The sequence below is a fragment of the Roseicyclus salinarum genome (assembly GCF_029624655.1).
Lineage (GTDB): Bacteria > Pseudomonadota > Alphaproteobacteria > Rhodobacterales > Rhodobacteraceae > Roseibacterium > Roseibacterium salinarum.
In genome coordinates, this window is record NZ_JARRSA010000026.1 from 1 (window position 1) to 22,670 (window position 22,670).

General features: G+C 69.4%; 24 protein-coding genes and 1 tRNA gene. 17 read left to right on the forward strand and 8 right to left on the reverse strand.

The genetic code is table 11. The features are described from left to right. Positions 1-13: 13 nt before the first annotated feature. Positions 14-796, reverse strand: a complete 783-nt coding sequence (xth, locus tag P6F26_RS15080) for an exodeoxyribonuclease III (protein ID WP_278029525.1) — start codon at positions 794-796, stop codon at positions 14-16. A 208-nt stretch (positions 797-1,004) separates the two neighbouring features. Next, the gene (locus tag P6F26_RS15085) at positions 1,005-1,343 is read right to left on the reverse strand and encodes a HesB/IscA family protein (RefSeq protein ID WP_278029526.1); all 339 of its coding nucleotides are present in this window, start codon (positions 1,341-1,343) and stop codon (positions 1,005-1,007) included. A 110-nt stretch (positions 1,344-1,453) separates the two neighbouring features. On the opposite strand from P6F26_RS15085, the gene P6F26_RS15090 reads away from it, so the two are divergent. From P6F26_RS15090 to P6F26_RS15125, 8 genes are all read left to right on the forward strand, one after another. After that, complete coding sequence (locus tag P6F26_RS15090) at positions 1,454-2,644, forward strand: deoxyguanosinetriphosphate triphosphohydrolase (RefSeq protein WP_278029527.1); 1,191 nt, start codon at positions 1,454-1,456, stop codon at positions 2,642-2,644. Between the two features lie 97 nt (positions 2,645-2,741). Continuing rightward, entirely contained in the window at positions 2,742-3,116 is a 375-nt protein-coding gene (locus tag P6F26_RS15095; RefSeq protein WP_278029528.1) for a hypothetical protein, read from the forward strand. Between the two features lie 87 nt (positions 3,117-3,203). After that, positions 3,204-4,934, forward strand: coding sequence for an arginine--tRNA ligase (gene argS, locus P6F26_RS15100; RefSeq protein WP_278029529.1), 1,731 nt, complete (start codon positions 3,204-3,206; stop codon positions 4,932-4,934). Positions 4,935-5,034: 100 nt separating this feature from the next. After that, the gene (locus P6F26_RS15105) at positions 5,035-6,084 is read left to right on the forward strand and encodes an SPOR domain-containing protein (RefSeq protein WP_278029530.1); all 1,050 of its coding nucleotides are present in this window, start codon (positions 5,035-5,037) and stop codon (positions 6,082-6,084) included. Positions 6,085-6,163: 79 nt separating this feature from the next. Continuing rightward, positions 6,164-7,114, forward strand: coding sequence for a glycoside hydrolase family 3 N-terminal domain-containing protein (locus P6F26_RS15110; protein WP_278029577.1), 951 nt, complete (start codon positions 6,164-6,166; stop codon positions 7,112-7,114). Continuing rightward, the gene (locus tag P6F26_RS15115; RefSeq protein WP_278029531.1) at positions 7,107-7,925 is read left to right on the forward strand and encodes a segregation and condensation protein A; all 819 of its coding nucleotides are present in this window, start codon (positions 7,107-7,109) and stop codon (positions 7,923-7,925) included. The genes P6F26_RS15110 and P6F26_RS15115 overlap by 8 nt, the downstream gene beginning before the upstream one ends. A gap of 1 nt (position 7,926) precedes the next feature. Further along, positions 7,927-8,616, forward strand: a complete 690-nt coding sequence (gene scpB / locus P6F26_RS15120) for an SMC-Scp complex subunit ScpB (protein ID WP_278029532.1) — start codon at positions 7,927-7,929, stop codon at positions 8,614-8,616. Between the two features lie 231 nt (positions 8,617-8,847). Next, positions 8,848-9,039 carry a hypothetical protein gene (locus tag P6F26_RS15125; RefSeq protein WP_278029533.1) on the forward strand — a complete coding sequence of 64 codons (192 nt, stop codon included), beginning with the start codon at positions 8,848-8,850 and terminating at the stop codon, positions 9,037-9,039. Between the two features lie 89 nt (positions 9,040-9,128). On the opposite strand, the gene glnA is transcribed toward P6F26_RS15125, so the two are convergent. Continuing rightward, complete coding sequence (gene glnA / locus P6F26_RS15130) at positions 9,129-10,535, reverse strand: type I glutamate--ammonia ligase (RefSeq protein ID WP_278029534.1); 1,407 nt, start codon at positions 10,533-10,535, stop codon at positions 9,129-9,131. Between the two features lie 106 nt (positions 10,536-10,641). Further along, positions 10,642-10,980, reverse strand: coding sequence for a P-II family nitrogen regulator (locus P6F26_RS15135; RefSeq protein WP_278029535.1), 339 nt, complete (start codon positions 10,978-10,980; stop codon positions 10,642-10,644). A gap of 148 nt (positions 10,981-11,128) precedes the next feature. On the opposite strand from P6F26_RS15135, the gene P6F26_RS15140 reads away from it, so the two are divergent. The 5 genes from P6F26_RS15140 to P6F26_RS15160 all read left to right on the forward strand — a co-directional run bounded on the left by P6F26_RS15140 (position 11,129) and on the right by P6F26_RS15160 (position 17,188). After that, positions 11,129-12,850 (forward strand): NAD(P)H-hydrate dehydratase, encoded by a 1,722-nt coding sequence (locus P6F26_RS15140; RefSeq protein ID WP_278029536.1) that lies wholly within the window; start codon positions 11,129-11,131, stop codon positions 12,848-12,850. Positions 12,851-12,920: 70 nt separating this feature from the next. Further along, positions 12,921-13,005 (forward strand) — tRNA-Leu (locus tag P6F26_RS15145). 504 nt (positions 13,006-13,509) lie between these two features. Further along, positions 13,510-14,838 (forward strand): trigger factor, encoded by a 1,329-nt coding sequence (gene tig, locus P6F26_RS15150; RefSeq protein WP_278029537.1) that lies wholly within the window; start codon positions 13,510-13,512, stop codon positions 14,836-14,838. Positions 14,839-15,005: 167 nt separating this feature from the next. Then, a complete protein-coding gene (locus tag P6F26_RS15155; RefSeq protein ID WP_278029538.1) occupies positions 15,006-15,494 on the forward strand; it encodes a hypothetical protein in 489 nt (162 codons plus the stop codon). A gap of 239 nt (positions 15,495-15,733) precedes the next feature. Beyond that, positions 15,734-17,188, forward strand: a complete 1,455-nt coding sequence (locus P6F26_RS15160; protein WP_278029539.1) for a hypothetical protein — start codon at positions 15,734-15,736, stop codon at positions 17,186-17,188. 70 nt (positions 17,189-17,258) lie between these two features. On the opposite strand, the gene P6F26_RS15165 is transcribed toward P6F26_RS15160, so the two are convergent. The 4 genes from P6F26_RS15165 to rpsF form a co-directional block, all read right to left on the reverse strand. Next, positions 17,259-18,464, reverse strand: coding sequence for a PQQ-dependent sugar dehydrogenase (locus tag P6F26_RS15165; protein WP_278029540.1), 1,206 nt, complete (start codon positions 18,462-18,464; stop codon positions 17,259-17,261). 156 nt (positions 18,465-18,620) lie between these two features. Beyond that, positions 18,621-19,268 carry a 50S ribosomal protein L9 gene (rplI, locus tag P6F26_RS15170; RefSeq protein WP_278029541.1) on the reverse strand — a complete coding sequence of 216 codons (648 nt, stop codon included), beginning with the start codon at positions 19,266-19,268 and terminating at the stop codon, positions 18,621-18,623. A gap of 13 nt (positions 19,269-19,281) precedes the next feature. Continuing rightward, positions 19,282-19,509 carry a 30S ribosomal protein S18 gene (rpsR, locus tag P6F26_RS15175; RefSeq protein WP_025312484.1) on the reverse strand — a complete coding sequence of 76 codons (228 nt, stop codon included), beginning with the start codon at positions 19,507-19,509 and terminating at the stop codon, positions 19,282-19,284. A gap of 16 nt (positions 19,510-19,525) precedes the next feature. Beyond that, entirely contained in the window at positions 19,526-19,885 is a 360-nt protein-coding gene (rpsF, locus tag P6F26_RS15180; RefSeq protein ID WP_278029542.1) for a 30S ribosomal protein S6, read from the reverse strand. A 286-nt stretch (positions 19,886-20,171) separates the two neighbouring features. Here rpsF and P6F26_RS15185 point away from each other — a divergent pair, with 286 nt between their 5' ends. From P6F26_RS15185 to P6F26_RS15200, 4 genes are all read left to right on the forward strand, one after another. Next, a complete protein-coding gene (locus tag P6F26_RS15185) occupies positions 20,172-20,387 on the forward strand; it encodes a hypothetical protein (RefSeq protein WP_278029543.1) in 216 nt (71 codons plus the stop codon). A 191-nt stretch (positions 20,388-20,578) separates the two neighbouring features. Further along, a complete protein-coding gene (locus tag P6F26_RS15190; protein WP_278029544.1) occupies positions 20,579-20,956 on the forward strand; it encodes a hypothetical protein in 378 nt (125 codons plus the stop codon). Positions 20,957-21,140: 184 nt separating this feature from the next. After that, positions 21,141-22,082, forward strand: a complete 942-nt coding sequence (gene fabD, locus P6F26_RS15195) for an ACP S-malonyltransferase (protein WP_278029545.1) — start codon at positions 21,141-21,143, stop codon at positions 22,080-22,082. Between the two features lie 5 nt (positions 22,083-22,087). Then, positions 22,088-22,663: a hypothetical protein gene (locus P6F26_RS15200; RefSeq protein WP_278029546.1), complete on the forward strand. Its 576-nt coding sequence runs from the start codon at positions 22,088-22,090 to the stop codon at positions 22,661-22,663. Positions 22,664-22,670: the final 7 nt, after the last annotated feature.

A 22,670-nucleotide genomic window follows, 5' to 3' on the forward strand; every position in this document is an offset into this window, starting at 1 on the left:
CCGGTCGCCGCCGTCAGGCGGCGAGGTCGATCCAGACCGGCACGTGGTCGGACGGCTTCTCGCGGCCGCGCACATGGCGGTCAATGCCGGCGTCCGTCATCAGGTCGGCGGCCTGCGGGCTCAGAAGAAGATGGTCGATGCGGATGCCGTTGTTCCGCTCCCACGCGCCCGCCTGGTAGTCCCAGAAGGTATAGAGGCCGGGCGCGGCGCTCCGGGCGCGGATCGCCTCCGTGAAGCCCAGGTTCAGGATCCGCCTGAAGGCCGCGCGGCTGTCGGGCAGGGCAAGCGCGTCCGTCCGCCACGCCTCGGGCCGCTCGGCGTCCTCGTCCTGCGGGATCACGTTGTAGTCTCCCGCCAGCACCACCGGCATCTCGCTGGCCAGAAGCCCTGCCGCATGGGTCCGCATCCGGGCCATCCAGCCGAGCTTGTAGTCGTATTTCGGACCCGGCGCGGGGTTTCCGTTCGGCAGGTAGAGCCCGCAGACCCGCACGGCGGCGGTCTCGCCCGTCACGGTGGCCTCGATCCAGCGCGCTTGCTCGTCGCTCTCGTCGCCCGGCAGGCCGCGCGTCACGTCCTCGAGCGGGAACCGCGACAGGATCGCCACCCCGTTGAAGCCCTTCTGGCCATGCGTCTCGACGTTGTAGCCGAGGTCCTCGATCGGCTCGCGCGGGAAGGCCTCGTCGATCGACTTGATCTCCTGCAGGAGAACGACATCGGGTTTCGCCTCGGCCAGCCAGTCGCAAAGCGCGCCGATCCGGGCCTTCACGCCGTTGATGTTGAATGTCGCGATCCTCATGGGTGCGGTTCTGGCGCGCGCGGGCCTCCGGAGCAAGGTCAAATGCTCGCGGCGGCGGCGATCCACGGCCGCGAGCGGCGCTGTGGCAGGTTGTGGGCGTCGCGCGCGGTCAGGTTCGTGCCGCAAAGAGAGAGGAGCATCGTGGAGCCGGGGTCACGGGCAGCTGAATACCCCGCGCCCGGCGTGTCGCCTGTCCGCCCGCGTCAGGTCACATCGAAAACGACGTGCCGCAGCCGCAGGAGGAGGTGGCGTTGGGGTTCTCGATCACGAAGCGCGCGCCGATGAGTTCTTCGGTGAAGTCGATCACGGCGTCTGCAAGGAAGGGAAGGGAGACGCTGTCCACCACGACCTTCTGGCCCTGACCCTCCAGCACGATGTCGTCCTCGGTGGGATCGTCGAGGCGGATGTCGTACTGGAAGCCCGAGCAGCCGCCGCCCTCCACGGCCACGCGAAGCGCCTTGGCCTCGGCGCTGCCGCCGTTGATCTCCGCGAGGCGGGCGAAGGCGCGGTCGGTGACTTTCGGCGGGACGGTCAGCGTCAGGCTCATGGCCGGAGGCTCCTTGCGGACGAGGTCGATTTCTTCTCCGGCCCAATATATGGATGGCCCGCGGGCCGAGCAAGGAGCGCCCGCGGAGATGCCGTCCCGAGGAGTGTCCCATGCGCGCCATCTATGCCTGCGATCCGGCCGTGAGCCGGGGACGCCGCGTGGCCGAGGATCTCAGCACGTTCCGCTCGCCGTTCCAGCGCGACCGCGACCGGATCATCCATTCCTCCGCCTTCCGGCGGCTCAAGCACAAGACGCAGGTCTTCGTGGAGCACGAGGGCGACTATTTCCGCACCCGGCTGACACACTCGCTCGAGGTCGCGCAGGTCGCCCGCACCATGGCCCGCGCGCTGGGGCTGGACGAGGACCTGACCGAGGCCGTGGCGCTCGCCCACGATCTGGGCCATCCGCCCTTCGGCCATACCGGCGAGGACGCGCTGTCGGCCGCGATGGCGCCACACGGCGGGTTCGATCACAACGCCCAGGCGATCCGCATCGTCACGAGCCTCGAGCGGCACTATGCCGATTTCGACGGCCTCAACCTCACGTGGGAGGCCCTCGAGGGGATCGCCAAGCACAACGGGCCTGTCGCACCCCTGCCGGGCGAGGGGGCTGAGGGGTCGCAGGTCCCGTGGGCGCTGGCAAGCTACTGCACGGGCCACGACCTGGAACTTCACACCCATGCCAGCGCCGAGGCGCAGGTCGCGGCGCTGGCCGACGACGTGGCCTACAACCACCACGATCTTCACGACGGGCTCCGGGCCGAGCTGTTCTCGACCGACGAACTGGCCGAGCTTCCCATTCTCGACGCCTGTTTCGCCGAGGTCGACGCCCGCTATCCGGGCCTCAACTACTACCGCCGCCGCCACGAGGCGCTGCGCCGCTTCTTCGGGGTCCTCGTCGAGGACGTCCTCGCGCAGTCCTCCGCGCGCCTGAGGGAGCTCGATCCGGGCGGGGTCGCGGACATCCGCGGCGCGGGCCGTCCGATGGTGCGGTTCTCGGACGCCCTTTTCGCCGATCTCAAGGTGATCCGCGGATTCCTATTCCGCAGGATGTACCGCGCCCCTGCCGTGGTCGAGATGCGGGCGCAGGTGACGCGTGTTGTGGCCGAGCTGTTCCCCTTCTTCATGGCTCACCCCGAGGAGCTGCCCAAGCAGTGGCGCAAGGACGTGCAGGACGTCGCGGGCGACGAGACGGCGCTTGCGCGGATCGTGTCGGACTACATCTCGGGCATGACCGACCGCTTCGCGCTGCAACGCCACGCCGAGCTGATCGGGGGCGTCGAGGTCGCGCGCATCGCCTGAGGGTCCGAACATCGCCCGAGGCCCGCGCGCTTGATCGCGGGGCCGTCCTTCGGCAGGCTGTCGCGGGAGCCCGGGCGCCCGACCGATGGAGGATGCCATGCGAAACGCCCTCGCGCCGCTTGCGGCTGGAATGCTTGCGCTGGTCGCGGCCGCGGCGGCTCATGCGATCCCGCCCGACGGCACGTATCACGCCGGGTGCGCCGGCGGAGGCCAGGGCGCACCCGGCGCGGCGGAGGCGCGGCTCGCCTTTCCCGAAATCTGTTTCGACGGAGCCTGCTGCATCCTGTCCAACCCCACCCGGCTGCGGGGGCTGCCCGACCAGTTCCTCTACGACGGGGCCTGCACGGACGCCGAGGGCGCCGCGTTCGAGGCGCGCGTGTTCTTCGGCGAGGGCCCGCAGCCCACGTCGGTCGTCATCGTGCTGCGCGGCGTCGGCATGACCCTGCAGAGCTGCCTTCCCGAGGACAGGTGAGCGGCCCGCCCGGCGTGACGGGCGCGCGACATTGACCTCGGCCACGCCCGTGGTAGACGGGCGGGCGGTACTTCAGGGGCGTCCGACATGAACATCTTCTCAGACATACGCAGGGCCGTGATCGAAGGGCTCGACGCGCTGACGCGGGATGGCGCGCTGCCGGGCGGGCTCGACTTCGGCAACGTCGCGGTGGAGCCGCCGCGCGACCCGGCGCATGGCGACATGGCGACCAATGCCGCGATGGTGCTGGCCAAGCCAGCGGGCCTGAAGCCGCGCGACATCGCCGAGGCGCTGGCCACAAGACTGGGCGAGGACGCCCGCATCGCGCGCGCCGAGGTCGCGGGCCCGGGCTTCCTGAACCTGAGGCTTTCGGCGGAGACCTGGCGCGAGGTGGTGCGCAGCACGCTTGCCGAGGGGGCGGCCTTCGGCCGTTCGGACCTCGGGCAAGGGCGGCGAGTCAATGTCGAGTTCGTCTCGGCCAACCCGACGGGCCCGATGCATGTCGGCCACACGCGGGGCGCGGTCTTCGGCGACGCCCTCGCGCGGCTTCTCGACTATTCCGGGCACGAGGTGACGCGGGAATACTACATCAACGACGGCGGCAGCCAGGTCGACGTGCTCGCGCGGTCCGTCTACCTGCGCTACCTCGAGGCGCATGGCCGTTCCGTCGCCTTCGAGGACGGGACCTATCCCGGCGACTACCTCGTTCCGGTGGGCGAGGCGCTGAAGGCGAAGGTCGGCGATGCGTATTTGGGGAAAGATGAAGGGGTATGGCTCGCGCCCGTGCGGGAGTTCGCGACCGATGCGATGATGGTGCTGATCCGCGAGGATCTTGCGGCGCTCGGCGTCCGGATGGACGTGTTCTATTCGGAGAAGTCGCTGTATGGCACCGGCCGGATCGAGGCCGCGATCGAGGATCTCAGGGCCAAGGGCCTGATCTACTCGGGCACGCTGGAGCCGCCGAAGGGCAAGGCGCCCGAGGATTGGGAGCCGCGCATCCAGACGCTGTTCCGCTCGACCGAGTACGGGGACGATGTGGACCGCCCGGTGATGAAGTCGGACGGGTCCTGGACCTATTTCGCGCCCGACATCGCCTATCACTACGACAAGGTGAGCCGCGGTTTCGACGAGCTGATCGACATCTTCGGCGCCGATCACGGGGGCTACGTCAAGAGGATGAAGGCGGCCGTCGCGGCGCTGTCGGACAACCGCGTTCCGCTCGACATCAAGCTGATGCAGCTCGTGAAGCTCAAGCGGGGCGACCAGGAGCTGAAGATGTCCAAGCGGGCGGGCACCTTCGTGACGCTTCGCGACGTGGTCGAGATGGTGGGCCCGGACGTGACGCGCTTCGTGATGCTGACGCGCAAGAACGACGCGCCGCTCGATTTCGACGTCGACCGGGTGCTCGAGCAGTCGAAGGACAATCCCGTCTTCTACGTGCAATACGCTCATGCCCGCATCTCGTCGGTGTTGCGCAAGGCGGCGGAGGCCGGCATGGACGCGGAGATGCCTGACGATCTGTCCTCGATCGCCGATCCCGCCGAGCTGGCGCTGGTCGCCAAGATCGCCGAATGGCCGCGCCTCGTTGAGGTCGCGGCGCAGGCCCACGAGCCGCATCGCGTCGCCTTTTACCTCTACGATCTCGCTTCGGAGTTCCACGGCCTGTGGAACCGCGGCAACGCCCAGCCCGAGCTGCGTTTCATCCAGGAGGACGATGTTGCCACGACGCGCGCCAAACTTGCGCTGATCCAGGCCGTCGCGATTGTCATTTCGAACGGTCTTGGTATCTTGGGCGTCAAACCGGCCGAGAAGATGTAAGGGGATCAACCCCGCTGGCGGCCGGATCGGGCAGACATGATCAGATCCGGCCGGGCGCTGCCTTTCGCGTGCCCGGGCATCGGACTGCACGAGGTCAGGCATGGCAGATATCGATTACTTCGACGGGGATTTCGACCGCGACTTCGACGGGAGCGAGGGCGCCCCGCGCGAGGCGGCCGCCGCGGCCGCGAGGCCGATGCTTGGGGTTCTGGTCAATTGGGCCGGCGCGCTGATCTCGCTGGGGCTTGTCCTGGGGATGGCCGTCTGGGCCGTGCAGCTGATGATGCGCGACGTGTCGGGCGTGCCCGTGATCCAGGCGCTGGAAGGGCCGATGCGCGTGCAGCCGGACGATCCCGGCGGGACGCAGGCGCCGCACCAGGGCCTCGCGGTGAACCGCATCGCCGAGGGCGAGGAGGCGCCGCCGGTGCCCGACCGCCTTGTGCTCGCGCCGCCGCCGCTGGAGTTGCAGGACGTCCGTTTCGACATGGCGAGCGCCTCCGAGGCCGAAGCGCCCCGCGCGCGGCCGGCGGAGGAGGGGGCCGAGGCCACGGCGGCTGCCGAGGCCATCGAGACCACCGGGGCCGCGACGCTGCCCTCCGGGGATGCGGGCGCGGACACGATGGCGCTGATCGACCGGCTGCTGGCCGAGGCGCAGGGCCTCGACCCCGCCGACGCGCCGCGCGCGGCCGCCGCCCCGGCAGAGATCGCCACGCGAGCCGCCGTGTCCCAATCCCAGTCCCAATCCGCGCAGGCGCGGATCATCCCCGCCTCGGTGCCGGGTGTCGCCGCCTCGCCGAGGCCGTCCTTCCGGCCGGTCAGCCTGGTTGCCGGGCAGGGTGCGGCGCGCGCCCCGGCGGCGCCGGCGGGTCCCGTCGACCTCGTGGCGGACGAGCTTCCCGACGGCACGAGACTGGTGCAGCTTGGCGCCTTCGACACGCCCGCCATCGCGCGGAGCGAATGGGACCGGCTTGCGCAGCGTTATCCCGACTACTTCGAGGGCCGCCCCCGCGTGGTCGAGGAGGCGTCATCGGGCGGGCAGAGCTTCTTCCGGCTGAGGGCGGGGGGCTTCGACGACCTTGCAGGCTCGCGCCGTTTCTGCGCCGTGCTGGTCGCGCAGGGGACGGCCTGCATCCCCGTGACCGTGCGCTGAAGGGCGGGAAGGGGTGAGCACGCCTGTCTCCGCGACGATCCTGGGGCTCGAGGGGCCGATCCTTGAGGCGGACGAGGCGATGTTCTTCGCCGCCGCCCAGCCCTGGGGGTTCATCCTGTTCGCGCGCAATGTCGAGAGCCCCGAGCAGCTTGGCCGCCTGACGCGCGACCTGCGCGATGCCGTGGGCCGCGACGCGCCCGTCCTGATCGACCAGGAGGGGGGGCGGGTGCAGCGCCTTCGCCCGCCGCACTGGCGCGAATGGCCCCCGGCGCTCGACGAGGTGGCGGCGGCGGGGCCCGGCGCAGCCGCGCGCGCGATGTACCTGCGCTCGCGCCTGATCGCGGCCGAACTGCGTGCGGTGGGCATCGACGTGAACTGCGCGCCGCTGGCCGACGTGGCGCGCACGACGACCCATCCGATCCTGCGCAACCGTCTTTACGGCGACGATCCCGAGGCCGTGGCCGAGATCGCGCTGGCGGTCGCGCTGGGGCTGATCGACGGCGGCGTCGTGCCCGTCGTGAAGCACCTTCCGGGGTACGGGCTTGGCGAGGTGGACAGCCACGAGAGCCTTCCGCGCGTCGATGCGGGGGCGGACGAGCTGCGGCGGACCGATTTCGCGGCCTTCCGCCCGCTTGCCGACCTGCCCTTGGGGATGACGGCGCATATCGTCTACGAGGCCTTCGACCCGGAGACGCCCGCGACGCTTTCGGCCGAAATGATCCGCCTGATCCGTGACGACATCGGCTTTGGCGGGCTTCTGATGACCGACGATCTTTCGATGGGGGCCCTGCCGGGGCCGATCGGGGAGCGCGCGGCGCGGGCGCGGGCGGCGGGATGCGACCTGATCCTGCATTGCAACGGCCGTCGCGCCGAGATGGAGGACGTGCTGGCCGAGGCGGGCACGATGGACGAGGGCGCGCTGGCGCGTGGGGCGGCGGCTCTGGCGCTGCGGAGCGGGGCGCTGCCGCTTGACATGGACGAGATGGAGGCGGAGCTTGACCGCCTTCGCAACGGAGACGTCGATGGCTGACACGCCCATCCCCGCCAATGACGCGTCCGGTTCGGCGGCCGACTGGGGCTCGGACGAACGCACGGTCGCCGCGCGGCGCGAGGACGAGGCGCTGGTCGTGGACGTGGACGGCTTCGAGGGGCCGCTCGATCTGCTGCTGAACCTCGCGCGGACGCAGAAGGTGGATCTTCGCGCGATCTCGATTCTCGCCCTGACGGAGCAATACCTCGCCTTCATCGAAAAGGCGCGGGCCATGCGGCTGGAGCTGGCGGCGGATTACCTCGTGATGGCGGCCTGGCTCGCCTATCTCAAGTCGCGCCTCCTGCTGCCGCCCGAACCTGGCGAGGATGGCCCGAGCGCCGAGGACATGGCGGCGCACCTCGCCTTCCAGCTCGAACGGCTGGCGGCGATGCGCGACTGCGCGGCGCGGCTGATGGCACGGGACCGGCTGGGCCGCGACCGCTTCGCGCGCGGGATGCCCGAAAGCGTCAGCGCGACGCGCAAGGTCGTCTACACCGCGGGGCTGATCGACCTGCTGCAGGCCTATGCGCGCGTGCGCACCCGTGACGATTTCCGCCCCTACGCGATGGACCGCGAGAGCGTGTTCACCATGGAGCAGGCACTGGACCGCCTGCGGCCGCTGATCGGCCATGCCGCCGAATGGACGGACCTCGCGAGTTTCCTGCCCGAGGGGTGGGAGACCGACCCCAAGCGGCGGCGTTCGGCGACGGCGGCGCATTTCGCTGCGACGCTTGAACTGGTGAAGGCGGGACGCGCGCAGGTGCGGCAGTCCGAGACCTTCGCGCCGATCCAGCTGAGACGGAGGGACTGACATGGACGAGCGTCCGGAAGACGCGGAGGGCCACGCGCCCGACGCGCCGCGCGACAGCCTGTTCCGCGCGCCCCCCATCGCCGAGCAGGAGCGCATGGTCGAGGCCATGCTCTTCGCCGCCGCCGAGCCGATGAGCGTGGCCGAGATGGAGGCGCGGATGCCGCATGGCTGCGATCCGGCCGAGGCTGTGCAGCACCTGCGGCGGCGCTACGAGGGGCGCGGCGTGCAGGTCGTGCGCGTGGGCGACGCCTGGGCGGTCCGGACGGCGGCCGACCTCGGCTACCTGATGGCGCGCGAGACGGTCGAGACCCGCAAGCTTTCGCGCGCCGCGATCGAGACCCTCGCCATCGTCGCCTATCACCAGCCGGTGACGCGGGCCGAGATCGAGGAGATCCGCGGCGTCTCGGTCAGCAGGGGCACGGTCGACCAGCTGATCGAGCTTGGCTGGATCCGGTTCGGACGCCGCCGGATGACGGTGGGCCGGCCCGTGACCTACGTCGTCACGCAGGGCTTCCTCGATCATTTCGGTCTGGAGAACGCGCGCGACCTTCCGGGGCTGAAGGAACTTCGCGAGGCGGGCCTTCTGGAAAGCCGGCCGCAGGATGGGGATGCGCCCGACCTGCCGGAGGACGAGACCGGGCAGCTCTTCGACGACGATGAGCCGGACGAGGACGAGGACGGCGAGATCTGAACCGCGCGCTCGGGGGCGGCCGGGCATGGCGGCGATGCATCCTGCGCGTCCGTCAGGTGCGCGCCTGGTCGCTCGTGGCGTCCGGCCAGGTCCGCGGGGTGTCCCCCGCGCCACAATCGGTGGCGAACGAATCGGTACGGACGCACCGCGCCTCTTTTCCGCCACAATTCGCCCCAATTCCTGAACGCCGGGCAAACCCGCTTAATTAAAAGAAGAAAAGTGAGGCAGAACATGCATCGGATCGTTCAGACCCTGAAGCGTCTCGTCCCGCAGCGCGACGTGGACGGCTCGCTCCACCTCAACCGTTTCGCCAGGGGAAGCAGCTACGACCGCGCGCTTCAGGCCTTCAAGGCCGAGCAGGCGAAGCGTGCCGAGCGCAACGTGCGCACGGTGCCGGGCGAGTGGAAGTCCTCGCGCAGCTGACCGGCGCCCGATGCGCCTGACAGGCGGCGGGACGAAAGAAGAAGGGGCGCCCGAAGGCGCCCCTATTGCTTTGATCCGCAAGGTGCCGCTCAGCAGCTGTAGTACATCTTGTACTCGATCGGGTGCGGCATGTGTTCGAAGGCGTAGACCTCCTCCCACTTGAGCGCGAGGTAGCCCTCGATCTGGTCCTTCGAGAAGACGTCGCCCTTGAGCAGGAAGTCGTGGTCCGCCTCGAGGCTTTCCAGGGCTTCGCGCAGGCTGGCGCAGACGGTCGGGATGCCGGCCAGTTCCTCGGGCGGCAGGTCGTAGAGGTCTTTGTCCGACGGATCGCCGGGGTGGATCTTGTTCTGGATGCCGTCGATGCCCGCCATCAGGAGCGCCGCGAAGGCGAGGTAGGGGTTCGCCGACGGGTCGGGGAAACGTGCCTCGACGCGCTTGGCCTTGGGGCTTTCCGTCCACGGGATCCGCACGCAGCCCGAGCGGTTGCGGGCCGAGTAGGCGCGCAGGACCGGGGCTTCGAAGCCGGGGATCAGGCGCTTGTAGGAGTTGGTCGACGGGTTGGTGAAGGCGTTCAGCGTCTTGGCGTGCTTGAGGATGCCGCCGATGAAGTAGAGCGCTTCGTCCGAGAGGTCGGCATACTTGTCGCCCGCGAACAGCGGCTTGCCGTCCTTCCAGATCGACATGTTGACGTGCATCCCCGTGCCGTTGTCGCCCGAGATGGGCTTGGGCATGAAGGTGGCCGACTTGCCGTAGGCGTGCGCCACGTTGTGGATGACGTACTTGTACTTCTGGATCTCGTCGGCCTGTTTGGTGAGGCTGTCGAAGATCAGACCGAGTTCGTGCTGGCACGAGGCGACCTCGTGGTGGTGCTTGTCGACCTTCATGCCGATGCGCTTCATCGTCGACAGCATCTCGGAACGCAGGTCCATCGCCGCGTCGGTGGGGTTCACGGGGAAGTAGCCGCCCTTGATGCCGGGACGGTGGCCCATGTTGCCCATCTCGTACTCGGTGTCCGAGTTCCAGGCTGCGTCCTGGGCGTCGACCTCGAAGGAGACCTTGTTCATCGTGACCGAGTAGCGGACGTCGTCGAACAGGAAGAATTCGGCTTCGGGGCCGAAATAGGCGGCGTCGCCGATGCCGGAGGACTTCAGGTAGGCCTCGGCCAGCTGCGCGGTGCCGCGCGGGTCGCGGTTGTAGGCCTCGCCGGTGTCGGGCTCGACGACGGTGCAGTGGATGCAGATGGTCTTTTCCGCGTAGAACGGATCGACGTAGGCGCTTTCGGTATCGGGCATGAGTTTCATGTCGGATGCCTCGATGCCCTTCCAGCCGGCGATCGAGGAGCCGTCGAACATGAAGCCCTCGTCAAGGAAGTCCTCGTCGACGAGATCCGCGACCACCGTGACGTGCTGCAGCTTGCCGCGCGGGTCGGTGAATCGGATGTCGACATAGGCCGCATCCTCGTCCTTGATCATCTTCAACACACTGTCTTTGCTCATCGTGACCTTCCCTTGACGATTTGGTCTGATCCACGGGCCTTGGCCCGCATGGGTTGATGTGGTTCTGCCGTCCCGGCGCGCGGTGCGGCCGGCGCGTGCGGCTGCGTCAGAGCGCCTCTTCGCCCGACTCGCCCGTCCGGATGCGGATCGCCTGCGCGATGTCGGAGACGAAGATCTTGCCGTCACCGATCTTGTCGGTCTTGGCCGCGGCGATGATGGCCTCGATCGCGGCGTCCGCCATGTCGTCGGCAAGGACGACCTCGATCTTCACCTTCGGCAGGAAATCGACGACGTATTCCGCACCTCGGTAGAGTTCCGTGTGGCCCTTCTGGCGCCCGAACCCCTTGACCTCGGTGACGCTGAGCCCCTGGATGCCGATCTCCTGGAGCGCTTCCTTCACCTCGTCGAGCTTGAAGGGCTTTATGATCGCCTCGATCTTCTTCATGGGCCCGCTTCCTCCTCGCCGTCTGGCAGTATTGCGGAGCCGTGACACCACTTTGAGACCGGGGCGTCCATCGGCTAGCGTCGGGAAGGCCTTGGGTCCCGCGGGATTCCGCGGGGTGCGATCAGAAAACGGGCAGGGCGCACACGAAATGAGCAATTTGAAAACATGGCGGGACCGGGAGCTGCTCACCGCGGCGCAGATGCGCGCGCTGGAGCGGCACGCGATGGATCATGCCGGCGTGACTGGCCTGACACTCATGGAACGCGCGGGGCGTGGCGTGGTCGATGCGCTTCTCGCGCACTGGCCCGAGCTTGCGCAGGCGCCGCGCCGGGCCGTCGTGCTCTGCGGTCCGGGAAACAACGGCGGCGACGGCTTCGTGCTGGCGCGTCTCCTGCGCAACCGGGGCTGGGCGGTGGAGGTCATTCTCTACGGCGATCCCGACAGGCTTGCGGGCGATGCGCGCGGGAACCACGATCGCTGGGCGTCGATGGGCGAGGTGCGGCGGCTCGGGTTTCCGACCGTGACGCCGCAGGAGGCGTCCGAGGTGGCGCAAGGCGCGGTCGCGGCGTCCGACGTGGTGGTGGACGCGATCTTCGGAACCGGCCTCGTGCGACCGCCCGACGGCCTCGGCGCGCTGTTCGAGGCGCTGAGGCGGGGCGGCGCAGGCCCGCGCCGCGTGGCCGTGGACGTCCCGACCGGCCTGTGCGCGGACAGCGGGCGCGTCTTCCGGGGCGATGGCGACGCGGAGGGCGGCTGCGCCTGTCTTGGGGCGGAGCTGACGGTGACGTTCGGCCACGCCAAGCCCGGTCATGTCCTCGGGCGGGGGCCCGATCTCTGCGGGCGGCTGGTCCTGTGCGACATCGGGCTGCCCGCCTTGCCGCGGGATGGCGGCGACGGGCGCGGGACGGGGGAGAGCCCGGGCCCCGTTCTCCCAGTCGGCGCGCCCGAGGCGGGCCGGATCGGCAAGCGGTCGGGCCACAAGTACGATCACGGCCACGCCCTCGTCCTTGCGGGCGGCTTCGGTCGCACCGGTGCGGCGCGGCTCGCGGCGCGCGGGGCGCTGAGGGTGGGCGCGGGGCTGGTGACGGTCGCCGCGCCGGCGGAGGCCATGGCGGAATGCGCGGCGCAGCTGACCGCGATCATGTTGCGGCGTTGCGACGGCGCGCAGGATCTGGCCGACCTCCTGCGGGACCGGCGGCTGAACGCGGTCGCGCTCGGGCCGGGCCTCGGAGCGGGGCAGGGAACGCGCGACGTCGTGGCGGCGGTTCTGGATGCGCTGGCAGAGGGGGGCGCATCGGCTCCAAGCCGGTCCGCCATCCTCGACGCGGATGCGCTGACGGCCTTCGAGGACGATCCCGCCGCGCTGTTCGAGAAGCTCGCAAGGTCTGTCAACGGCGAGGACCGCGTCGTCCTGACCCCGCACATGGGCGAGTTCGCGCGCCTGTTTCCCGACATCGCCGCGCGGCTGGACGACCGGCCGGAGCGCGGTCCGCTGGCCTCGCGCATCGATGCCGTGCGCGCGGCGGCGGACCGCGCCTCGGCTGTGGTGCTGCTGAAGGGGGCCGCCACGGTGATCGCGACGCCGGGGGGCGGCGCGAGTGTCCACGCCGCAGTCTACGACCGCGCCGCGCCGTGGCTTGCGACGGCGGGGGCGGGGGACGTGCTGTCGGGGCTGATCGCGGGCCTCCTCGCCCGAGGGTTCGGCGCGCGCAGCGCCGCGGAGGCGGGCGCATGGCTGCATGTCGAGGCGGCCCTGGAGGTCGGCCCCGGCCTCATCGCCGAGGACCTGCCCGATGCCATGCCGCAGGTTCTCCGCCGCATCGGGGACGCGGGCGAGGCGGAGCGGTGGCCCGCATCCGCCCGCCCTTGAGCGCTGGCGGTGAGCGTCTTGCGATTGGCCCTCGCCACGTGCCGGGGCGTCTGCTAGAGACGACGCGCTCGCGGGTGTGGCGGAACCGGTAGACGCACCAGATTTAGGTTCTGGCGCCGCAAGGCGTGGGGGTTCAAGTCCCTCCACCCGCACCAGCCCGGAAGGGCCGGTGACATGGATGCGATGCGGCGCAACCCATGCCGCCGCGCACCCGACCATCCCATTCCCAGCATCGTCAACGGCACCGCGCGGGAGCGGGGCCGGCGTCAGGCGCGCGGGGCGCGCTCGATCCATGCCTTCGCAGGCGACGTGTCGGGCGTGATGGGCCAAGACGGGACAGGCCGGGGCAGGGCAACCCATTTGCGGGGATCTGCCTCCCCATCTGTCCAGCGCCGAAGTGCTGGCGTGCCCCGCGCTCCGGGGCGGCGCATCAGAGCTTCCGGGGCTCGACGCCTCCCGATCCCGGCCGCGCCGTCCTAGCGGCACGATGCCCGTCGTCCCCGGCGCAAAGCGGCAGGGGCGCCGGACCGCCTGCCGGAGACTGCCCTTTGCGCTTGCAAGCCTGCCGTGCCGCACCTAGAAGGGCCCCTGATTTTCAAGCCGACAAGCGCGCTGCGGGCAGAACGACACCCGCGGCGACAGTGCCCGTGAGGAGCCCCATGCAGATCACCGAGACCCTGAACGAAGGCCTCAAGCGAGAATACCAGATCACCATCACCGGCGCCGATCTCGACGCGCGCGTGAAGGGGAAGCTGGAAGAGGCCCAGCCCGAGATCGAGATGAAGGGCTTCCGCAAGGGCAAGGTGCCGATGGCGCTTCTGAAGAAGCAGTTCGGCCCCCGCCTGATGGGCGAGGCGATGCAGGAGGCCGTCGACGGCGCCATGCAGGGCCATCTCGACGAGACGGGCGACCGCCCCGCGATGCAGCCCGAGATCAAGATGGTCAACGAGGACTGGAAGGAAGGCGACGACGTCGTCGTGGCGATGGCCTACGAGAAGCTGCCCGAGATCCCCGAGATCGACTACAAGTCGATTTCGCTGGAGCGCATGGCCGTGACGCCCGCCGAGGACGATGTGGACGAGGCGCTGAAGAACCTCGCCGGCAGCGTCGAGAACTTCGAGACCAAGAAGGGCGGCAAGGCGGCTGATGGCGACCAGGTCGTGATCGACTTCGTCGGCAAGCTCGACGGCGAGCCCTTCGACGGCGGCTCGGCCGAGGACTATCCGCTCGTACTGGGCTCCAACAGCTTCATCCCCGGCTTCGAGGACCAGCTGAAGGGCGTCAAGAAAGGCGAGGAAAAGGCGGTCGAGGTCACCTTCCCCGAGGAATACGGCGCCGAGCATCTCGCCGGAAAGGCCGTGGTGTTCGACGTGACCGTCAAGGACGTCAAGAAGGCCGTCCCGGCCGAGATCGACGACGAGCTGGCGAAGAAGTACGGCGCCGAGGACCTCGAGGCTCTGAAGGGCCAGATCGGCGAGCGGCTGAAGGCGGAATACGCCAACGCCTCGCGCGCGGTCATGAAGCGCAAGCTGCTCGACCAGCTTGACGAGAAGGTGAACTTCGACCTGCCGCCCTCGCTGGTGGACGCCGAGGCGGGCCAGATCGCGCATCAGCTCTGGCACGAGGAAAACCCCGACGTGCAGGGCCACGATCACCCGCAGATCGAGCCCACCGACGAGCACCGCAAACTTGCCGGGCGCCGCGTGAAGCTGGGCCTGCTGCTTGCCGAGCTCGGCCAGAAGAACGAGATCACGGTTTCCGACGCCGAGATGTCCCAGGCGATCATGGCGCAGGCGCGCCAGTATCCGGGGCAGGAGCGGGCGTTCTTCGAGTTCATCCAGAAGAACCAGGCCGCGCAGCAGCAGATCCGCGCGCCGCTGTTCGAGGACAAGGTCGTCGATTTCGTCTTCGAGATGGCCGACGTCTCGGAAAAGGAAGTCTCCAAGGACGACCTGAAGGCTGCGGTGGACGCGCTCGAGGAAGAATAAGCCACGCGCAGGCGTGCGATACGGCGGGCGGTCCCTCGGGGCCGCCCGTTTTTCTTTGCGCCGACCGCCATCGGGCGCCTGATATTGGATAACAGGAGACATCCGGGCAATCACTCCGCCATGCAGGACGCGGCCCGCTGCGGGTCGCGGCAAGGGGAGACGATCCGATGCTGCTCAGACTTGGCGTTCCGGCGATCGCTGCGGTGGCGGCCTTCGCCGCAGTCACGACCTCGGGCGAACGGGAGCGGTCCGTGACGGGGCCGGTGCCGGTGCCGGGCACCGCGATCGAGCTTCTGGGAGAGGCGTGGGAGATCGGCGCGGGCCGTCCGGCCGAGGCCGGCGACGGGGCAGGGTGGATCCTCCCTTCGGGCGGGGCGGCGCCCGCCGCGACCCCCCAGGCAGACCGCGCGCCGGAGACGGGCACGCGGAGGGCCGCGACGGTTTCGCCGCGCCCCGAGCCGCGTCCCCGCGGGCTCCTGCCCGAGGCGGTCGCATCGTCCGCGATTTCCGTCGCGCCCGATCCCGGGCCGGTCGTCGTGGCCGACGGGGGCCTCGACCGGTGGATCGTGCGCGACGCGCGGCGCGGCCACGTCGTCGCGGAACTTCCCCTTGGGCAGGCGCTGGCGCTGATGGCCGCGCGCTCGGCACAGCGCTGAGGCGGCCCGGCCGGCGGTGTCCCGATCCACGCGCGGGCAAGCCCCTCTTTTCCTATTGCACCCGCAGCTTTTGGCTATGGAAATTCCCGCGTCTCGGCTAGGCTCGAGGCAGTTTCGGACGCCCCCGGTTCCTCAATTTTGCCATGGCGGCCCCGAAGATACGCCTTCAAGTCCGGGTCATACTGCGTGGCTACGTTGTCCGTGACCCAAGCTGAGTATCAAGGAAAGGACCCGCGAACATGAGAAGCCTTGTTGTCTCGGCCGTCGGATTTGCCTGTCTCGGGGGGGCGGCGATGGCCTGTCCCGATCCGTCAATGGCAAGCGGCGGCATGCCCCTCAACCCCGGCGATCCGATGCAGACCCTTTCGGTCATGGCCGGTGGCGAGCAGACGCTGGACGCCTGTGGCCTCGGCCGGCTCGGCAGCGGCCAGTTCCGCTCCGCGCCCGATTTCAGCTTCGCAGTTTCGGGCATGGCGGCGCGCGAGGTCCGGTTCGACGTGGACAGCACGTGCGATCCTGCGATGCTGATTCACACCGCCGACGGCCAGTGGCTTTTCAACGACGACAGCGAAGGGCTCGACCCGGCGCTGACGGTGAGCGGGGCCGCGGCGCTCGACGGCAGGATCGACGTCTGGGTCGGCACCTTCTTCGGGAGCGACTGCCAGGCGACTCTCAACGTCGTCAACCAGGCGATCGGCGCACCGGCGCCCGTGCAAGCCCCCGCGCCCGCGCCCGTGCCGGCGCCCGTTCCCGTGCCGGCCCCCGCGCCCGCGCCGCAGCCGGTCCCCGTGCCCGTGCCTGTCCCGCAGGCCTCGGCCAATTGTCCCAACCCGATGGTTGGCGGCCCGCCGATCTCGCTGTCCTCGTCGCAGCTTTTCCAGCAGCAGGCCTACATGCTGACCGCCATGGGGAGCGACACGCGGGTCGATACCTGCCCCGGCGTGTCGGGTGGCGGCACCGCCACGGCGGCACCGCAGACCAGCCTGTTCCTGACCGGAATGCAGGGCTACGACCTGACGCTGGAGGTGCAGGCCTCGTGCGACACGACGCTTCTGGCGCATGGCTCGGACGGGCGCTGGTATTTCGACGACGACAGCGCCGGCAGCCTTCAGCCGCGCCTCACCGTGCCTTCTGCGGCGATGAACGGGCGGCTGGATCTGTGGGTCGGGACCTTCGGCGGACAAAGCTGCCAGGCGACGCTGGTCATGCAGGCCGTGGCGATGGCCCAGCCCATTCCCCAGCCGATGCCCCAGCCCATGCCGCAGCCGGCACCCGCTGGAGGCTGCCCGAACCCCAACATGCAGGGGATGACGGTCTATACCAGCGGCAGCGACCTCTATGGACCCGACACCTACCAGACCACCGCGACCGGTGGCGCGACGATCAGTTCGTGCGGGCTTCCGGGAAGCGGCTACGTCGGCGCGCAGCCGAACTTCACCATGTTCCTCAACGGCATGGAGTCCTACGGCCGCCTCGAGATCGAGGTGAGTTCGGGCAACTGCGACACCACGCTCCTGGTGCGTGACGCCTTCGGGCAGTGGCACTTCGACGATGACAGCGGGGGCGGCCTGATGCCCACGCTGAACCTCACCAACGTGGCGGCGCTGAACGGACGCATAGACGTCTGGGTCGGCACCTATGGCAACCAGAACTGCCCGGCGAGCGTCGAATTCGAGACCTGGAATTCGCCGTAGGAGCGCGTTCCGGCCGCATCACGAGATCACGTGGAACGGCCCGCCCACGGAGGCGGGCCGTTTCTTCATGTCACTGCCGGACGAGCCGATAGAGCGCACCGTCCTCGAAGTCGGTGACGAAGAGGATGGCGCCGTCGGTGTCCACCGCGACGTCGCGCACACGCCCGACGCCCTCGGCCAGCCGTTCCTCGCCGGTCACGAGGCCGTCCCGCAGCGCAAGCCGCACGACGGAGGCCGAGACGAGACCGGCGGCGAGGATGTCGCCCTGCCATTCGGTGAACATTCCGCCATCGTAGAACACCATGCCTCCCGGCGCGATCACCGGGTCCCAGTAGTAGACGGGTTCGGCGAATTCGGGCGCGTGGCGGGCCGCGCCCGAGCCGACCGCCGAGCCGTTGTAGTTCCGGCCGTAGCTGACGACCGGCCAGCCATAGTTTTCGCCGGCGGCGATCCGGTTCAGCTCGTCCCCGCCCGCGGGCCCGTGTTCGATCGTCCAGAGATCGCCCGTGCCGGGGTGAAGGGCCGCGCCCTGGATGTTGCGGTGCCCGTAGGACCAGACCTCGGCCCGGACGCCGTCGCGCGCCGCGAAGGGATTGTCGGCGGGGATCGAGCCGTCGGGCGCGACACGCACGACCTTGCCGTAGGTCGCGCCGAGATCCTGCGCCAGGGCGCGCTCCCGGCGGGTGAAGTGCTCGCCCGTGGTGACGAAGACGGCGTCGGCCGAGGGCACGACCCGGCTGCCGTAGTGCATGGGCGTGGGCGAGGCTGGACGTTGCACGAATATGTCCCGAAGCCCGGTCAGCGCGGAATGGTCTGCCGACAGGACGGCCCGCGCGGCGGCGGTGGCCGACAGGCCGTTTCCGACGGGCTTGGCGTAGGTCAGGTAGATCACGCGGCTTGCTGCGAAATCGGGCGCGAGGGCCACGTCCAGAAGCCCGCCCTGCCTCTCGCTCAGGACCTCGGGCACGCCCGTGATGGGCGGCGAGACCGTGCCGTCGCGCGCAACGTGGCGCAGGCGTCCGGGCCGCTCGGTCACGAGATAGCCCGCGTCCCCCGGCAGCACCGCCACCGCCCACGGGTGGACGAGGCCGCCCGCGACCACGACCTCCTGAAGTGCGATGGCACTGTCCTCGGCCGGGGCTTCGGTCTGTTCGGGGAAGGCGGGCGTGTTGCCCGGCACGTTCTCCGCGCCGTCGTCGACCGGCTGGGCGGCGCCCAGGAAAGGCGCTGCCGCGACGGCGAGGGTGCAAAGCCAAAGCCGCGTCGTGATGGTCATGTCATCCTCCTGTCGGGCCTATTGTATCCGTTGGCGATACCTAGGGCGCGAGGGACGCCAGATCGCCCTTGCTCACGAAATCGGGACGGTGCGGATCGAAAAAAAAGGCCGCATCGGGGGATGCGGCCTTTCGATCTTGATGCGGTGCGCCGCGGATCAGGAACGCTCGTCCTCGTCGCGATCGGCGTCTTCCTGCGTCGCGGACGCGTCGCCGCGCTGCTCGGCATCGCCCTCGTCATCGTCGAGCTGCGCCGCGCCGATGTCGTCGAACAGTTCGGCGATCTCGAACTCGGCCGCGGCCTCTTCCTCGGCCGCAAGCTCCTGGATCGACTTGCCCGACGCCTGAAGCTCGGCCTCTTCGGGCGAGCGGGCGACGTTCAGGACGATCACGACCTCGACCTCGGGGTGGAGGACCACGTGGACGTCGTGCAGGCCCAGCTCCTTGATCGGACGCGACAGGGCGATCTGCCTGCGGTCGACGGTGAAGCCCGCCTCGGTCGCGGCATCCGCAACGTCGCGCGTGGTCACCGAGCCGTAGAGGGCTCCGGCGTCAGATGCGGAGCGGATCACGACGAACTGCTGGCCCTCGAGCTTCGAGGCCATGGCGTCGGCCTCTTTCTTGGTCTCGAGGTTCTGGGCCTCGAGCTGCGCCTTCTGCGCCTCGAAAGCCTTGAGATTGACGTCGTTGGCGCGCAGGGCCTTCTTCTGGGGCAGAAGGTAGTTGCGGGCGTAGCCGTCCTTGACGGAGACGACCTCGCCCATCTGGCCCAGCTTGGCGACGCGTTCCAGAAGGATCACTTCCATGGTGTGGGTCTCCTTACTTCACGCTGTAGGGCAGGAGGGCGAGGAACCGCGCGCGCTTGATCGCCTGGGCGAGCTTGCGCTGGTTCTTCGCGCCGACCGCGGTAATGCGCGAGGGAACGATCTTGCCGCGCTCGGAAATGTAGCGCTGCAGGAGCCGGGTGTCCTTGTAGTCGATCTTGGGGGCGTTCTCGCCCTCGAAGGGATCGGTCTTCCGGCGGCGGAAAAACGGTTTGGCTGCCATGATCTGGGTCCTTTCCTCAGCGGCGCTCGCGGCGATCGCCGCGGTCACGCTCGTCGCGCTTCTGCATCTGGATCGACGGGCCTTCGTCGTGGCCCTCGACCTTGACGGTCAGCACGCGCATCACGTCGTCGTGGAGGCGCATCAGGCGCTCCATCTCCTGCACCGCATCGGACGGCGCGTCGGTGCGCATGTAGGCGTAGTGACCCTTGCGGTTCTTGTTGATCTTGTAGGCCATGGTCTTGACGCCCCAGTATTCAGAGCCGACCACGTCGCCGCCATTGTCCTTAAGGATCGTTCCGAAGTGCTCGATCAGGCCTTCGGCTTGCGTGTTGGACAGGTCCTGACGCGCAATGAACACATGCTCGTAGAGAGGCATGTCATCTCCAGTTCTGTTGCGGGCGCATTTCAAAGGCCGGGGTCCTGTTCTCCGCCAACCCGGCCACGAGGGATGGCGCCGTGCGAAATCATCCGGCGGAGACCCGCGGCGTATACGCAAGTGAAGCGCGCATGGCAATAGCCGCGGCTTCGGTCGTCCTTGCGCCGCTTGCCGCGGTTTCGACACGTTTTCACCCATATATGGCCGCAATCCGGCGCAACCATGTCCTTGGTGTGGTCGGCTGCTTCGATCATGCCGCGTTGCTGCCAGTATTGGATTAAAAGTCATGTCATTTTCCACGTTCCTTCGGTCGGAGGCGGGCGTGGCGACGGTGGACTGGACGGTGCTGCTCGCCGCCCTCACCGGCGCCGGCATCGCGTTGTCCGCCATCCTCACCGACTCGCTGTCCTGGCACACCGGCGCCGTGCGGGGCGAGCTGCAGGACCCACACTTCGAGACCGACTGGTTCGACAACGTCACGATCCCGTCCGCGACCCAGTAGGCCATCGAGGGGGACGCCGCCACCTGAAGGACACGGGCTGCCTCGGCCCGGTCCCGAGCGGGTCATGACCATTCCCCCGGTCCGCCCAAATTCGACCATCTACCGTGCGTAACCAAAGCGCATCAGGGACGTTGCGCCCGCCCTCATTTCGGGCAAGAAGCGCGGCGGGGGTCAGAGCACGGATCGAAAGAATGTTTTTGAAGGAATTTTTCGAAGACGAGAGCGGCGCGGCGGTCACCATAGACTGGCTGGTGCTGCTTGGAGGGCTTACCGCGACGGGCCTCATGGTCGTGGAAGTGTCCACCGGCGCGCTGGGCGGCCATTCGCAGACGATCCGTGGCGAGCTTCAGGACAACCATTTCGAGACCGCGTGGATCGACTACCTCCCCGTGGGGGCGAGCGGCCAGACGCCGCCCGACGTGTCGGACACCTCGAACCGCCCCGCCAGGGGCAACAACGGTCACGGCAACAACTACGACAGCTGCGACTCGTCCAACCCCGGCCGGTCGCCGAACTGCGTGGAGGATCCCGACTACGACGACGAGATGCCCCGCGGCCGCAACAACTGAAGGCAGGTCCGGCGGAGGCGCCGGCTGGCCGTGCGCCGCGTGATCCCGGCCCCTACCGGTTGAGCCTTTCGCCGTCCCGCTTTCGCGCGGGCCGGCGCGCCTGCCACCCGTGTTGTCGATTGCGCGGGGGCTGCTGCTGGTCTACTCCCGCCAGCGGTGAACACGTCGGTCGAGGGAGGCGCTCATGACGCTCGCATTCGTATTTCCGGGGCAAGGCGCCCAGACCATCGGCATGGGCCGCGACCTTGCGGCCGACTGGCCCGAGGCGCGCGCGGTCTTCGACGCCGTGGACGAGGCGCTGAGCGAGAAGCTTTCGGCGCTGATCTGGGAGGGAGACATCGACGAGCTGACCCTCACGCGCAACGCGCAGCCCGCGCTCATGGCGACGTCCATGGCGGTCATGGCGGCGCTGAAGGCCGAGGGTGTCGAGGTCACGGCGGCCGACTACGTCGCGGGGCACTCGCTGGGCGAATACTCGGCGCTCTGCGCGGCGGGCGCGTTCGGCCTTGCCGACACGGCCCGGCTCTTGCGGCTGCGGGGCGAGGCGATGCAGAAGGCCGTGCCGCAGGGCGAGGGGGCGATGGCCGCGATCCTCGGCCTCGATTTCGACGCCGTGCTCGGCGTGGTGAAGGCGGCCGCGGGCGACGAGGTCTGCGCCGCGGCCAATGACAACGACCCGGCGCAGGTCGTCGTCTCGGGGCACCGTGAGGCCGTCATGCGCGCCATCGACATCGCGAAGGAGAGGGGCGCGAAACGGGCCGTTCCCTTGCCCGTCTCCGCGCCGTTCCATTGCGCGCTGATGCAGCCGGCCGCCGACGCGATGGCCAAGGCGCTGGGCGAGGTCGACCTGAGCGCGCCCGCCGTGCCCCTCGTCGGCAACGTGACGGCCATGGCCGAAAGCTCGCCCGACAAGATCCGCGCGCAGCTGATCGAGCAGGTGACGGGACGTGTCCGCTGGCGCGAGAGCGTTGCGTGGATGGCCGCGCATGGCGTGACCGAAATCTGGGAGATCGGCGCGGGCAAGGCGCTGTCGGGCATGGTCCGGCGCATCGACCGGTCGGTCGAGACGCGCACGGTCGGCACCGCCGACGAGGTCCGGGCGGCGGCGGCCGCGCTGGCGGGCTGAGCGGCATGGCGCGCAGCCTCGTCTGGCTGGCCGCCATCGTCGTCGCGCTGGCGGCCACGGGAGGCCTTCTGTGGTTCTCGACGGTCAGCGCCGCGCGCTTTTCGGTCGAGGGCGACATGCTGCACGTATCGGGACAGCTGACGCTGGCCTCGACGGAGCGGCTGAACGTGATCCTCGAGGAGAACGGCGATCTTTCGACCCTCGTGCTGGGCGACATCGCGGAAGGCAGCGACATGACGGCGCTCTTGCAGAAGGGGCTGCTGGTCCGGCAGGCGGGCCTGTCCACCGAGGTCGCGCCCGGAGCCACGTTGTCGGGCGACGCGGTCTACCTGTTTCTTGCAGGCATCACGCGCGGCATCGGCCCCGGCGGGCGGGTGGCGGTGACAGGCTGGGATACCCCCGCGGGGCCGGCGGCGCGGCTGCCGCGCGATCATCCTGCCCATTCCGAACGCCGCGACTATGTCGGGCGGATGCTGGGATCGGACGACTTCTACTGGTTCACTCTCGAGGCGCCGGGCGAGATGCCCTACGTGATGACGCCTGCGGATCTTGCCGCGCTCGACGTGGCGACGATGCCCTGAGGGGCGC

Bases quoted from the DNA above. Each gene is read 5' to 3' on its own strand.
- P6F26_RS15165 (WP_278029540.1), bottom strand. From the start codon at position 18,464: ATGACCATCACGACGCGGCTTTGGCTTTGCACCCTCGCCGTCGCGGCA.
- rplI (WP_278029541.1), bottom strand. From the start codon at position 19,268: ATGGAAGTGATCCTTCTGGAACGCGTCGCCAAGCTGGGCCAGATGGGC.
- P6F26_RS15105 (WP_278029530.1), top strand. From the start codon at position 5,035: ATGGCAGATATCGATTACTTCGACGGGGATTTCGACCGCGACTTCGAC.
- P6F26_RS15095 (WP_278029528.1), top strand. From the start codon at position 2,742: ATGCGAAACGCCCTCGCGCCGCTTGCGGCTGGAATGCTTGCGCTGGTC.
- P6F26_RS15155 (WP_278029538.1), top strand. From the start codon at position 15,006: ATGCTGCTCAGACTTGGCGTTCCGGCGATCGCTGCGGTGGCGGCCTTC.
- xth (WP_278029525.1), bottom strand. From the start codon at position 796: ATGAGGATCGCGACATTCAACATCAACGGCGTGAAGGCCCGGATCGGC.
- P6F26_RS15160 (WP_278029539.1), top strand. From the start codon at position 15,734: ATGAGAAGCCTTGTTGTCTCGGCCGTCGGATTTGCCTGTCTCGGGGGG.
- rpsR (WP_025312484.1), bottom strand. From the start codon at position 19,509: ATGGCAGCCAAACCGTTTTTCCGCCGCCGGAAGACCGATCCCTTCGAG.
- glnA (WP_278029534.1), bottom strand. From the start codon at position 10,535: ATGAGCAAAGACAGTGTGTTGAAGATGATCAAGGACGAGGATGCGGCC.
- P6F26_RS15135 (WP_278029535.1), bottom strand. From the start codon at position 10,980: ATGAAGAAGATCGAGGCGATCATAAAGCCCTTCAAGCTCGACGAGGTG.
- P6F26_RS15090 (WP_278029527.1), top strand. From the start codon at position 1,454: ATGCGCGCCATCTATGCCTGCGATCCGGCCGTGAGCCGGGGACGCCGC.
- P6F26_RS15125 (WP_278029533.1), top strand. From the start codon at position 8,848: ATGCATCGGATCGTTCAGACCCTGAAGCGTCTCGTCCCGCAGCGCGAC.
- P6F26_RS15200 (WP_278029546.1), top strand. From the start codon at position 22,088: ATGGCGCGCAGCCTCGTCTGGCTGGCCGCCATCGTCGTCGCGCTGGCG.
- P6F26_RS15085 (WP_278029526.1), bottom strand. From the start codon at position 1,343: ATGAGCCTGACGCTGACCGTCCCGCCGAAAGTCACCGACCGCGCCTTC.
- P6F26_RS15185 (WP_278029543.1), top strand. From the start codon at position 20,172: ATGTCATTTTCCACGTTCCTTCGGTCGGAGGCGGGCGTGGCGACGGTG.
- P6F26_RS15190 (WP_278029544.1), top strand. From the start codon at position 20,579: ATGTTTTTGAAGGAATTTTTCGAAGACGAGAGCGGCGCGGCGGTCACC.
- rpsF (WP_278029542.1), bottom strand. From the start codon at position 19,885: ATGCCTCTCTACGAGCATGTGTTCATTGCGCGTCAGGACCTGTCCAAC.
- P6F26_RS15115 (WP_278029531.1), top strand. From the start codon at position 7,107: ATGGCTGACACGCCCATCCCCGCCAATGACGCGTCCGGTTCGGCGGCC.
- scpB (WP_278029532.1), top strand. From the start codon at position 7,927: ATGGACGAGCGTCCGGAAGACGCGGAGGGCCACGCGCCCGACGCGCCG.
- argS (WP_278029529.1), top strand. From the start codon at position 3,204: ATGAACATCTTCTCAGACATACGCAGGGCCGTGATCGAAGGGCTCGAC.
- P6F26_RS15110 (WP_278029577.1), top strand. From the start codon at position 6,164: ATGTTCTTCGCCGCCGCCCAGCCCTGGGGGTTCATCCTGTTCGCGCGC.
- fabD (WP_278029545.1), top strand. From the start codon at position 21,141: ATGACGCTCGCATTCGTATTTCCGGGGCAAGGCGCCCAGACCATCGGC.
- tig (WP_278029537.1), top strand. From the start codon at position 13,510: ATGCAGATCACCGAGACCCTGAACGAAGGCCTCAAGCGAGAATACCAG.
- P6F26_RS15140 (WP_278029536.1), top strand. From the start codon at position 11,129: ATGAGCAATTTGAAAACATGGCGGGACCGGGAGCTGCTCACCGCGGCG.